We start from the raw sequence: 12,781 nt of genomic DNA, 5'->3' as shown, positions 1-12,781 counted from the left end.
ATGACCTCCACCACCCCGCAGCCCGCGGCCCCGGCGCGGTCCGGCGCCCCGGCCGCCGTACCCGGCCCGGCACGGGCGACGGCCCTGCCGGCCCTCCTCGCCCGGCGTGCCGAACTCACCCCCGACGCCCTGGCCGTCGTCGACGGTGACACGACCCTCACCTACGGCCGTCTCGTCCAGGCCGGCCGCGCCCTCGCCGCGCGCCTGCGGGAGCACGAGGTGACCCCCGGCGACCGGGTGGCGCTGCTGACGACCCGGTCGGCCCGCACGGTCGTCGCACAGCTCGCGCTCTGGCTCGCCGGGGCCGTCTGTGTGCCCCTCGACCCGGCCCAGCCCCGTCCGCGCACCGAGGCGATGATCGTCGACGCCGAGGTGACGCTCACCGTCGGCGACGCCAAGCTCCTGGACGCCGCCGCGCTCGCCTCGCCCGTCCTCGCGCTGCCCGAGGAGCCGCTCACGGACGGCGGCGCGCTGGACGACTCCGACCCGGACGGCCCGGCGTTCATCATGTTCACCTCCGGCTCCACCGGCCGCCCCAAGGGCGTCGTCGTGCCGCACGGTGCCATCGCCGAGCTGGTCACCGCACCGGACTACGTCACCGTCACCGCCCGCGACCGCGTCCTGTTCCACTCGCCCATGACCTTCGACGCCTCCACGTTCGAGGTCTGGGTCGCCCTCGCCAACGGCGCCGCGGTGGTCGTCTGCACCGAGCAACGGCCCTCCCTGGAGGACCTCGCCCGGCACGTCGAACGCCACGGAGTGACGGTCGCCTTCTTCACCACGGCCCTCTTCCACCAGCTCGCCGCCCGCCGCTCCCGCGTCTTCGCCCAGCTCCGCTCGGTCGTCGTGGGCGGCGAGGCCATGGCCGCCGCACCGGCCCGCGAGGTGCTCACCGCCTTCCCCTGGCTGGAACTGGTCAACGGCTACGGGCCGACCGAGACGACCACCTTCGCCACCGCCCACCGGGTCACCGCCCGCGACTGCGACGCACCCGTCCCGATCGGCCGCCCCATCGCCGGCGCCACCGCGCACGTCCTGGACGCCGAGGGCCGGCCGGTCGCGGCGGGGGAGCGGGGCGAACTGTGGGTCGGCGGCAGCAGGCTCGCCCACGGCTACACGGGCCTGCCCGAACTGACCGCCGAACGGTTCGTCGAGCACGCGGCCACGGGCCGGCTCTACCGCACCGGCGACATCGTCTCCCTCCGGCCCGACGGCACCCTCGACTTCCACGGCCGCAACGACGACCAGGTCAAGGTCCGCGGCTTCCGCATCGAACCCGCGGAGGTCGAACACGCCCTGCGCCGGCAGGACGACGTCGTCGACGCCGCCGTCACCGTCGACCGGGCGGGCAGCGCCGAAGCACGCCTCGTCGCCTTCGCCGTCGCCGCGCCCGCACCGGCGGGCGGGGGCGCCGCGCTGCGCGAGCGGCTCACCGCCGTGCTGCCCGCCCACCTGGTGCCCGACGCGGTCACCTTGGTGGACCAGCTGCCCCTCACCCCGACCGGCAAGGTGGACCGGCGCGCGCTGGCCGACCTGGCCCAGGCGGCCGGCGACGGCGGCAGCGGCACACCGGCGACGGCGATGACCCCCCTGGAGCAGGCCGTGGCCGAGGTCTGGAGCCGGTCCCTGGGCAGCGAGGTCACCCGGGCCGACGCCGACTTCCTCGCCCTCGGCGGCCATTCGCTGCTCGCCCTCGCCGTCACCGACGACCTGCGCGAGGAACTCGGCGTCGAGCTCGCCCTCGCCGACTTCTTCGCCGCCCCGACCGTCGCCGCACAGGCGGCCCTGGTCGAACGGGCGCTGCTCACCGCCCACCACGATCTGCACCCCGAGACCCCGGAGCACAGCGATGTCCACTGACGCCGACTCCACGGCGCGGACCCGGCAGCAACTCCAGCAGGAACTGCTGCGCCGGGCCCGGGCCGGAGCCGCCCGGCGCACCACGGCGGCCCCCGGTGGCGGCGCGGCGGCCCCGGACGACAGCGGCCACGCGGCACCGGGCCCCCGGACGGCCGCCGCCGTCGGGCGCGGAAGCCTCCCGCTCTCCCGCGCCCAGCGCCGCATGTGGCTGATGGAACGGCTCGGCGGCGCGGGCGACTCCTACCACGTGCCGTTCGCCACACGGGTGCGCGGCCCGTTCGACCCGGCCGCGTTCGCCACCGCCCTCACCGCGCTGGTGGCCCGGCACGAGATCCTTCGCACCCGCTACACCGAACAGGACGGCGAGCCCCGCCAGGAGGTGCTCCCGCCGCCACGGACCGTCTCCGTGCCCGTGGCCGACACCGCTCCGACGGACGCCCCCGAAGCGCTGCGGCGCGAGGCGGCCCGCCCCTTCGACCTCTCGGCCGGCGAGGCCGTGCGGGCACTGGTGCTGCGCCACGCACCGCAGGACCACACCGTGCTGCTGACCTTCCACCACATCGCCGTCGACGGCGGCTCCCTGGAGACGGTGGCGGCCGAACTCGCCGCACTCCACGACGCGGCCGGCGGCCCGGACACACTCGCCGTGCCACCGCAGTACGCCGACCACGCGCTCCGCGAGCACGACGCCCTGCCCCGCCTGGGGGCCGAACTCGACCGCTGGAGCGACCTGCTGGCCGACGCCGCCCCACCCGGGCTGCCCCGGCCGGCGACCGCCGCCGGGGACCCGGCGGCCCGGCCGGCCGCCGTCCACACCGTGCCCCTCGCACCCACCCTGCCCGACGCCCTGCGCACGCTCGGCGCCGAACGGCGCGCCACCCTCTTCACGGTGTCGCTCACCGCGGCCTTCGCCACACTGCACCGGCTCACCGGCGACGAGGACCTCGTCATCGGCGTGGCGAGCACCCACCGCACCGGAACCGCCATGCGCGGACTGGTCGGCCTGTGCGTCAACACCCTGCCCGTACGGGTCGACACCTCCGGCGACCCGTCCTTCACCCAGCTGCTGCACCGGGTGCGCGACGCGCTGCTGGAGGCACAGCGGCACGGACACATCCCCTTCGACCTCGTCCTGGAACGCCTCGGCGCCCAGGCACGCGGCACCGACGGCACCGCCCTGATCCGCGTCACCTCCGACGTCCTCGGCGAGCCCACGGTGCTCCGGCTGCCGGGCACGTCGGCCGAGTACGTCGACGTCGGCATCGGCCACGCCAAGTTCGCCGTGTCCTACGGACTCGACCTCGCCGACCCCGCGCGGCCCACGGCACTCGTCCAGTACGACCCGAACGCCCTGGACGACGCCGTGGCCGGGACCACGGCCCGGGACTACGCACACCTGCTCGCCACGGCCGCGGCCGACCCGGACACCCCGCTGAGCCTGCTTCCCGGCTTCGGCCCGCCGCCGCGAGCCGGCGACCGTGAGCCCCGGCACGTCCCGGACCCGCACGCCGAAGCGCGGGACACGTCCGGGACCGGCACCCCGCCTGCGGACGCCCGGGACGGCGCCGGCCACCCGGCGGCCCGGGCCCTGCGCGCCCACCCCGAGGTCGCCGACGCCACCGTCGTCCACCCCGCCCAGGGACGGCCCGTGGCCTACGCCGTCCTGCGCGACAGCGTCGGCCCCTCCGCCCACGAACTGCTCGGCCTGCTGCGCCGGTCGCTTCCGTCCGAGGCCTGTCCGGCCGCGGTCACGCTGCTCGACGCGCTGCCCCGCACGGCCACCGGCGCGACCGATCCCGCCCGGCTGCCCGGGGCGCCCACCCCGGCCACGTCGTCCGGACCCCGGGCCGAGGCCGTCGTCGAGACATTCGCCGCCCTGCTCGGGAACGTGCCCACGCCGGACGACGACTTCTTCGCCCTCGGCGGCCACTCACTGCTGGCCGTGCAGCTGGCCGAACGGCTGCGCACCCGGCTCGCCCTGCCGCTCACCGGCCTCGACGTGCTCCAGGCACGCACCCCCCGGGCACTGACCGCACTCCTCGACGAACGCGCGGCACAGCAGAGCGCAGCGAAGAACACGAGGAAGCCGGCCCGCTCGCGCGGTGCGCGTCCGGGCACGGTGCTCGTCACCGGTGCCACGGGCGGCGTCGGCGCGTTCGTCCTGCGTGAACTCGCCGCACAGGGACGGCCCGTGCTGGCCCTGGCCCGGCCCGAGTCCGCCCATCTGGTCGCCGGCGACGGCATCGACGTCGTCGAGGGCGACCTGACGGACCTGGCGGGCCTGCGGGACGCCGTCGCCGGCGCGGACGCGATCGTCCACGCCGCCTGCACCTTCACCCGCCACGAGGTGGACCTGGCGGCCATGGAGGCGATGGCCGGAGCCTGGCGGCGAGGACCGTTCGTCTTCGTCAGCAGCGTCGACGCCTACGGACACCCCGAGACGCACCGGGTCGCCGAGGAGTCACCGGCCCATGAACCGGTCAGCCCGTACGGAAGGGCCAAACTCGACTGCGAGGCCATGCTGCTGCGCGCCGCGGGGACCGGGGGACGCGGGGGAGCGAGCGCCGTACGGTCGCCGATCGTCTGGGGCGCCCACGACCGGCTGCGCGAACAGCTGCGCTGGGGTGCCGTCGGCGGGCTCTACCAGGCCGCCCGCAAGGGCGCTCCGATCGACCTGCCCCGCCCCGGCACCGGCGGGCACCACTGGTACGGGGCCGCCTGGGTGCACGCGGCCGCCCTGGCCAGGACCGTGGCCGAGTGTCTGGACCGGCCCGTGCACGGCGTCGCCAACGCGTGCAGCGGCCACGTCTCCTGGCACGACCTGGCGCACGACCTCACGGAACTGCTCGGCACCCGCGCGGACTTCCGCGAGACGGACGAGGTCCCCCGCGATCTCGATCACCGCTGGGTCTACGACAGCGCACGCCTGGCGCGTCCCCTGCGGGCACACCCCGGCGAGGACCGGCGGACCGTGCTGAGGGAGATGATCGACGGCATGACACGCGACGACGGCTGACCGGCCGAGGGCGCCCGGAACCCCCCACGGGAACACCGGGCGCCACCGGCACGAGCAGCGCGTCCTCGATGATCTCCGGACACACGCTCCAGCCGGCGAGAAGGGACCGCGCGGGCCGTGGCACCGGCGCCGGCCGGTGAGCACGCGCCCGCAGCCGGCCCTCCGGCGGCGCCGGACGCCAGGGCGGCGACGCTGGTCCTGTTTGACCTTGACACGGTGACAAGGTCTTCACTGGCTGCCCAGGAGGTGGTCTCGATGACGGTCACGGGACAGGACGCGGACGCGGTACGAGCGCTGCGGGGGCTGGAGGACGGCAGTGCGTCCGTGCGGCTGCAGGCCGCTCTGGCGGTCGGTACGGCGCCCGACCCGCGCTTCGTCGGCAAGCTCGTCGAACGGAGCGCGGTCGAGCCCGAGTTCTTCGTCCGCGACATGCTGACCTGGGCGCTCACCCGGCACCCGGTGTCGCTGACGCTTCCCGCGCTGCTCCGTGAGGTCCGCTCGGAACGAGCACAGGCGCGGAGCCAGGCACTGCACACGCTGTCCAAGATCGGGGACCGCCGGGCGTGGCCGGCGATCACCCGGACGCTCCTGTCCGACGCCGACATCGAGGTGGCGCGGAGCGCCTGGCGGGCCGCGGCCGTGCTCGTACCGGAAGGCGAGGAGTCCGCGCTGGCCGCGGTACTGGCGACACAGCTCGGGCGCGGCGGGCGGGAGACACAACTGAGCCTCAGCCGGGCGCTGGTGACGCTGGGGGAAGCGGCGGAGCCGGTGCTGCTCGCCGCGACGACGGCCCCCGACCCGGGCACCCGCGCGCACGCACTCGCCACCCAGCGGCTGCTGCGCGACCCGGACACCGGTTTCGGGTTCGCGATCGAGGAGGCGAAGCGCGTCGTGGCCCTCGGCGGGTCCGCTCCCGGGGGACAATAGGACGTGTTGATCGGTGAGGTGGCGCGAAGGTCCGGGGTCAGCGCCCGGATGCTCCGGCATTACGAGTCGCTCGGTCTGGTGCGGCCCTCGGGCCGCAGCGGCTCCGGCTACCGGGAGTACTCCGGGGAGGACATCCGGCGGATCTTCCACATCGAGAGCCTGCGTTCGCTGGGGCTGTCGCTGCGCGAGATCGGTCGCGCGCTCGACGACCCCGGCTTCACGCCCTCGGCGCTCGTCGGCGACCTCGTCCGCCAGTCGCGCGAACGCCTCGCGGCGGAGACCGAGTTGCTCACCCGGCTGCGCCGGATCGATGCCGCGGACCCGGCCGACTGGGAGGACGTCCTCCAGGTCGTCGCGCTGCTTCAGGCACTGGGATCCAAGAGCGCCGGCACTCGTCAGCGCGCCGCCCTCGCCTCGGCCGATCAGGTTCAGGTGCCGGCGGAGGCCCTGGTCGAGGCGGTGCTGAGCGAGACCGAGCCGAACGTCGCCGGGGCCCTTCGATGGGCGCTGGCGCGATCGGGCGGCGGCGTCCCGGCACTGCTGGCAAAGGGCCTCGGCTCACCGGTGGCCGCGGTGCGGGAACGTGCCGTGCAGTCCCTCGCCGAGATGCCCGGTGACGAGGCCGGAGGGTATCTGCGGGAGGCCCTCGCACATCCCGACGCCGTGGTCCGCGGGTACGCGGCTCTGGCGCTCGGTGCGGGCGGTGTGGCCGACGCGGTCCCGACGCTCGTCGAGATGATCGTGGAGGGGCGGAACGACACCGACGCGGCCGACGCGCTGAGCGTGCTGGCGAGCGACACCGGGACGGCGGACCGTATCGCGGCCGGGCTCGTCGGACGCCTCGCCCACCACACCACCGGAGCGCCCGCACGCGGACGGCTGACCCAGGCACTGGCGGGCATCCCCGGCACGCGGGCGACCCATGCCCTGGCGGAGCTGTCGCACGACGCGGATCGCGCCGTCGCTCTGACGGCGACGTACCTTCTCCGGCTGCGCGACGCCGGGTGACGGATCCGGCTGAAGGGTCTGTGATGACGGGTGACCACGCGGTGGAGGAGACGTGGGGGACTTGTCGTATCTGATCCACGCCCGTGGCGCGCGGGACCGCGGTTGGGGTTTTCTCGTGCATGCATCTCCAACCCCCCACACACCATGGAGAGTTCATGCGCCGCGCCTGCTTGGGCCTGCCCGTACCCGTTCAGCTCCGGCTGGTTCGGCAGGGGTGTGCCAGACAGGTCTGACCACCGCGGAACCTCCACGGTGAACTGAGGGTCCCCGGGTTACCGAGGGGCACGGGGAAGACCCCCGGATGCGAACGAGCCGAAGTCCGCCCCCTGGTGCCGCTCCGCGGCACATGTCGGGCAGGGCGGTCCCGGCCGTCTCACGCGGCGCCGACCGCTGTCGGCTCCACCGATGCGCGGCGGCGGTGTCCGTGTGCCGTTTTCCCTGCTCAAGACGGTCGGCCGATTTCCGACCGGCATCGCTCACGAGTGCGTGACATGTACACGTCATAGATGTAAGTCTCTGTTCACCCGCTGTTCGAACAGGACTTCATGTCCCAGGCAGTCCTGGCCGGCCCCATACCGGCCGGGCGACGATCCCCCCACAGCAAGGAGCTTTTTCCGTGAGACTCCTCAACGTGCGTCACAAGCGCACCACTTTGGTCATTGCCACCGCAGTGGCCGCCGGAGCCCTCCTCTCCACTGGTCTGACCACCAGTGCCTCCGCACAGATCCCGGCCGGACCCACGTCCGCGAAGCCGCTCGCGGCGGCCCCGACCACCCTGTCCGCCGCGACGCGCACCACGCTGATCCACAAGGCACAGGAGGGCGCGACCGGGACCGCCCGGCGAATAGGTCTCGGCGCCCAGGAGAAGCTGGTCGCGAAGGACGTCGTCAGGGACGCCGACGGCACCGTGCACACCCGCTACGAGCGCACCTACGCGGGCCTGCCGGTGCTGGGCGGCGACCTGATCGTCCACACGGCCGCGTCCGGCAGGACCCAGGGCGTCACCAAGGCCGTCGGGTCCGCCATCGAGGTCGCCTCGCTCACGCCGCGGATCAGCGCCGCCAAGGCCGAGAAGCAGGCGGTGTCCGCCGCGCACACCCTGGGCTCCGCGAAGGCCTCGGCGGACGGCGCCCGCAAGGTGATCTGGGCCGGCTCCGGCAAGCCCGTCCTCGCCTACGAGACCGTCGTCGGCGGCCTCCAGGACGACGGCACCCCGAACCGGCTGCACGTCATCACCGACGCCGCCACCGGCAAGAAGCTCTTCGAGTACCAGGGCATCGAGACCGGCGTCGGCAACACGCACTACAGCGGCAAGGTGGACCTCACGTCCACTCAGTCCGGGTCGTCGTACACCCTCACCGACGCCTCGCGCGGCGGTCACAAGACCTACGACCTCGACCACGGCTCCGACGGCACCGGCAAGCTGTTCTCCCAGGACAGCGACACCTGGGGCGACGGTAAGGTCGCGACCGCCGCCACGGCCGGCGCCGACGCCGCCTACGGCGCCCAGGAGACCTGGGACTTCTACAAGAAGACCTTCAACCGCAGCGGCATCAAGAACGACGGTGTCGGCGCCTACTCCCGTGTCCACTACGGCAAGGCGTACGTCAACGCGTTCTGGGACGACAGCTGCTTCTGCATGACCTACGGCGACGGCACCAACGACTCCGACCCGCTGACCTCGCTGGACGTCGCCGGCCACGAGATGAGCCACGGTGTCACCGCCAACACCGCGGGCCTGGAGTACTCCGGCGAGTCCGGCGGCCTGAACGAGGCCACCTCGGACATCTTCGGGACCGGTGTGGAGTTCTACGCGAACAACTCCTCCGACGTCGGCGACTACCTCATCGGCGAGAAGATCGACATCAACGGCGACGGCACCCCGCTGCGCTACATGGACAAGCCCAGCAAGGACGGCGGCTCCGCCGACTACTGGTCCGCGGACGTCGGCAACAAGGACGTGCACAACTCCTCCGGCGTCGCCAACCACTTCTTCTACCTCCTGAGCGAGGGCAGCGGCGCCAAGAAGATCAACGACGTCAGCTACGACTCGCCCACCAAGGACGGCTCCAAGGTCACCGGTATCGGCCGCGACAAGGCGCTGCAGATCTGGTACAAGGCGCTGACCACGTACTTCACGTCGACGACCGACTACAAGGCGGCCCGCGAAGGCACCCTGAAGGCGGCGACGGACCTGTACGGCGCGGACAGCACCGAAGCCAAGACGGTCGCCGCGGCCTGGACCGCGGTCGCCGTCGGCTGACCCCCGCACCACCACCAGGGGCGGCACCCGGGACCCACCCGGGTGCCGCCCCTGGCCACGCCGCCCGGGCGCCCCGGGGGCCACGGCCGCGAACCGTAGGGCATACTGACGCCTCGCCAGTGCAACATTTTGTTGAAGGAGGGGAAGTTGGCAGCCTGTTTCAGGACGGTCACCGAGGTGGGGGAAGTTCACCTCGCCCAGGCGGAGGGCCTGGGGCGCGCCTTCCAGGAGGCGATCGCACCCGCCACCGTCAACTACGACTTCGGCCACATCCGCGATGCCGCCGCGAGGCTTCCCGACAGCGACATCGTCAAGATGGTCCGCGGCTGGCGGCTCCAGGAGGAGGCGCCGATCCTCGTGATGGTGCTCTCCCTCAAGGAGGCGGTCCGCCAGGCGCTCCCGCCCGAGGCGGCGCAGGCGACCTTCTGGGACACCATCGAGCGCGACCTCACGCACGCCTTCACCGGCCTCGCCGGGCAGGAGGGCGCCCCGGGACTGGCCTACTACGAGGAGGGGCCGGACCACACCAGCTACTACCGCGACCTGTTCTTCGCCCTCCAGGACGAGGAAGCCGGCCCGTACCTGTACGCCGTCGCCTTCTGCACCGATGTCACCATCGGCTTCGGCAGGTCCCGCGTCGGCACCCTGGGCCTCACCGACACCGCGCCGTTCGCGGTCCGGCTCGACGCGATCGTCGTGCGCCAGAAACTCGCCAACGAGGCCTGACCTAGCGGGCGTCGCCCGCCTGAGATCGTTCGGGACCGGGAACCGCCCGAGGAGGTATCGGTTCAGCGAGCCGAAACAAGGTGCGAGGGCGCCGTCGGTCGTGAAACGGTGCGGGGCGGCGGGGCCCCTTCAGGGAGGGCTCACGACCGACCGTCAACCGGCCCGGAGGTGGCTCTGTCCATGCGGATGAACCTGATCGCGATAACGCTGGACTGCCCCGATCCGCCGGCTCTCGCGGCGTTCTACCAGCAGGCGACCGGCCTCGAACCCCACCCGCGATCCGACGCAGAATTCGCCGGACTCAACCGGGAGGACGGACTCTTCCTGGGCTTCCAGAGAGTCGACGACTACCGGGCGCCCAGCTGGCCCGGCCAGACCGTACCCCAGCAGCTTCACCTCTGCTTCCAAGTCGAGGACTTGGACGAGGCCGAGGCCCGGCTGCTGGAACTGGGCGCGGGCAAGCCGGACCACCAGCCGAACGGGGACAACGCCAGGGTCCTCACCGACCCGGCCGGCCACCCGTTCTGCCTGACCCTGAAGTGACCGTGCCCGTCCGGGGCGCGGACCGGAACAGGCGGGTGCGGACCGGCGGCCCCTCCCGGCCTCGGCCCGCCGGCCGCCCGTACGGCCAGCGGGAACCGCCCGCCCCCTGGGGCCGTCTTGTGCGCTGACCGTGCACGAAACAAGGGGGACGATGTGACGCGGAACGTGACGAAGGCCGGTCTCATGGTGGTGGCCATGGCTACGGTGCTCGGGGCCACGGCCTGCGGCGGGGACGCCGGCGCGAGGGCCGGGGGCGGCGGGAAGCTCCCCGCGCACGGCACGGCGGAGACCGTGGCGTCCGCCGGGGACGGGGCGTCCGCCGGCTCGGCGCGGACGTCTCTCGGTGCCGTGGAGAAGCTGTCCGGTGCCGCGGGGGCCGCGGCGGCGCCCACCACCCGGCACGTGCCGTGGAACCTGGACATCCTGGACCAGCGTTCGCGGCCCCTGAACGGGAAGCTCACCACCACCGCCACGGGCAAGGGCGTCCACGTCTACGTGATCGACACCGGGATGGAGATCGCCCACAAGGAGTTCGGCGGACGCGCCCACCTCGGCGCCGACTTCGTCGGTCCGAAGGACTCCGGTGACTGCTTCAGCGAGGCGGGGATGGGCCACGGCACGTTCGTCGCGGGCATCATCGGCGGGGCGAAGTACGGGGTGGCGCCGAAGGCGGAGCTCGTGCGGGTCCAGGGCGTCACGTGCGAGAGCGAGGGCGGTGGTTCCGCGGCGGAGGCCGAGGCGGCCGTGGTGAAGTCGGTCAAGTGGGTCACCGCACACGCGCAGAAGCCCGCGGTGGTGAACATGTCGCTCAACTTCGCGCACCGGTCGGCGGCCGTGGAGTCCGCCGTGAAGAAGATGGTCGACGCGGGGATCCCGACGGTGGTCTCGGCCGGCAACTTCCATGACGACGCCTGCAAGCACTCCCCAGCCGGAGTCCCCGGCACGATCGTCGTGGCCGCCTCCACCTCGAACGACCGTGCGTGGAGCGACACCGGCTCCTACGGCTCGGGCTACGGACGGTGCGTGGACCTCTACGCCCCCGGCCAGAAGGTGACCGCCGCCCTCGCCGGCGGCGGCACGACCACGGAGACCGACGGCGCGACGTCCTGGGCCGCGCCGCACGCGACCGGCGTGATCGCGCTGTACCTGTCGGCACACCCCCACGCCACGGCCAACCAGGTCCACGTCTGGCTCGACCACACGGCCACCCCCGGTGTCGTGCGCGGCGTCCGCTCCGACACCCCCAACCGTCTTCTCCACACCGGCGGCCTCTGACCCGCACGGTCCGCCCCGGGCGCCACGTGAGGGGTGGCGCCGCCGGGCGGAGGTGAACAGTTGGGCCGGATGCCGCGTCCGGATGCGCGGCGTATCCGCCTCGTCACAAGATCCTGACCATGCGGACATTAACGGTGACCTCGTCCTGTCGTCGGCCGACGTGGCGCGGAGGTGTGCGTCACGTCATATCCACGGCTCTCGCCTGCGGCGTCCTGCTGGCCGGTGCCACGGCGTGCGGCCCGGGAGCCGAGCGGAAGGTCTCCGGCGGCGCACCCGGCGCGGCGTCCGCCCGTCCCGGTCAGACTCTGGGCGGGCGCCTGCCCGGCGTCGGAGACCGGATGTGGAGCCAGGTGCCGGCCGACACCGGCCAGGCGGTGGTCGTCTACGGCGAGCACCCGGATTCCCCCGACAGCTTCGTCGTGCTCTACGAGAAGCGGGACTCGACGTGGGTGCGGACGGCGAGCTGGCCCGCGCACAACGGCAGGCTGGGCTGGACGGACGACCACCGCATGGACGACGAGCAAAGTCCCGTCGGTGTGTTCACGCTGACCGACGCGGGGGGCGCGCTCGCCGACCCCGGGAGCCGGCTGAGGTACTGGCGGGACGATCATGCCTACGCGACCATGCTGCCTCCCGGGCCGGCCCACACCCATGACTTCGACTACGTCATCGCCATCGACTACAACCGGCTCCAGGGCGTACCCCCCTTCGACTGGAGCCGCCCGGACGGGGTGGAGACGGGCGGCGGGATCTGGCTCCACCTGGACCACGGTGACGGCACCTCGGCCTGCGTCACCGTCCCCGAGGCCGGTATGAAGACCCTCCTGCGCACCCTGGACCCGGCGCGGCACCCCGTCGTGGTGATGGGGGACCGCGAACGTCTCAGTCTGTGAAGCCCACGGGACGGCCGGTGGCACGGCTTCGGAAGGGGCCTCCGGCTCGCCCCGGGGGCCGGTTTTCGGCGGGAAACGGGTGACGCGGCCCATAGGGGCCATATCACGTCCTAAACGGGGCCGTAGACACACAGCGCGCCGAACAGGCACAAAACCCGCCAGATGACCGATTTGTGCACTATCCCCTATCTCGGGTAGTACGTCACATTCTTGCCCTGGCCGTGGCGCGCCGCTAACCATGTTCCTCGTCGCCGCACAGCCACCGGGCCG

Annotated in this window: 9 protein-coding genes; all 9 read left to right on the top strand. The window is 73.3% G+C overall.

The window, feature by feature from the left end; translation table 11 throughout:
* Nucleotides 1-1,860, top strand: a complete 1,860-nt coding sequence (locus FHS34_RS38180) for a non-ribosomal peptide synthetase (RefSeq protein ID WP_184974320.1) — start codon at nt 1-3, stop codon at nt 1,858-1,860.
* Nucleotides 1,850-4,876: a condensation domain-containing protein gene (locus FHS34_RS38175; RefSeq protein WP_184974317.1), complete on the top strand. Its 3,027-nt coding sequence runs from the start codon at nt 1,850-1,852 to the stop codon at nt 4,874-4,876. The genes FHS34_RS38180 and FHS34_RS38175 overlap by 11 nt, the downstream gene beginning before the upstream one ends.
* Nucleotides 4,877-5,131: 255 nt before the next feature.
* The gene (locus FHS34_RS38170) at nt 5,132-5,803 is read left to right on the top strand and encodes a HEAT repeat domain-containing protein (protein WP_184974315.1); all 672 of its coding nucleotides are present in this window, start codon (nt 5,132-5,134) and stop codon (nt 5,801-5,803) included.
* Nucleotides 5,804-5,806: 3 nt separating this feature from the next.
* Nucleotides 5,807-6,811 carry a MerR family transcriptional regulator gene (locus tag FHS34_RS38165; RefSeq protein WP_184974313.1) on the top strand — a complete coding sequence of 335 codons (1,005 nt, stop codon included), beginning with the start codon at nt 5,807-5,809 and terminating at the stop codon, nt 6,809-6,811.
* Nucleotides 6,812-7,427: 616 nt separating this feature from the next.
* Nucleotides 7,428-9,074, top strand: a complete 1,647-nt coding sequence (locus FHS34_RS38160; RefSeq protein WP_184974311.1) for a M4 family metallopeptidase — start codon at nt 7,428-7,430, stop codon at nt 9,072-9,074.
* A gap of 147 nt (nt 9,075-9,221) precedes the next feature.
* Nucleotides 9,222-9,800 carry a Type-2Aa cytolytic delta-endotoxin gene (locus FHS34_RS38155; RefSeq protein ID WP_184974309.1) on the top strand — a complete coding sequence of 193 codons (579 nt, stop codon included), beginning with the start codon at nt 9,222-9,224 and terminating at the stop codon, nt 9,798-9,800.
* Nucleotides 9,801-9,986: 186 nt separating this feature from the next.
* A complete protein-coding gene (locus FHS34_RS38150) occupies nt 9,987-10,343 on the top strand; it encodes a VOC family protein (protein ID WP_184974400.1) in 357 nt (118 codons plus the stop codon).
* Nucleotides 10,344-10,496: 153 nt separating this feature from the next.
* Nucleotides 10,497-11,618 (top strand): S8 family peptidase, encoded by a 1,122-nt coding sequence (locus FHS34_RS38145; RefSeq protein WP_225817864.1) that lies wholly within the window; start codon nt 10,497-10,499, stop codon nt 11,616-11,618.
* 173 nt (nt 11,619-11,791) lie between these two features.
* Nucleotides 11,792-12,511, top strand: a complete 720-nt coding sequence (locus tag FHS34_RS38140) for a L,D-transpeptidase family protein (RefSeq protein ID WP_225817866.1) — start codon at nt 11,792-11,794, stop codon at nt 12,509-12,511.
* Nucleotides 12,512-12,781 lie beyond the last annotated feature (270 nt).

Source organism: Streptomyces echinatus (genome assembly GCF_014203595.1).
Lineage (GTDB): Bacteria > Actinomycetota > Actinomycetes > Streptomycetales > Streptomycetaceae > Streptomyces > Streptomyces echinatus.
The sequence above is the reverse complement of the archived record's forward strand: the minus strand, read 5'-3'. Positions and strand labels throughout refer to the sequence as shown.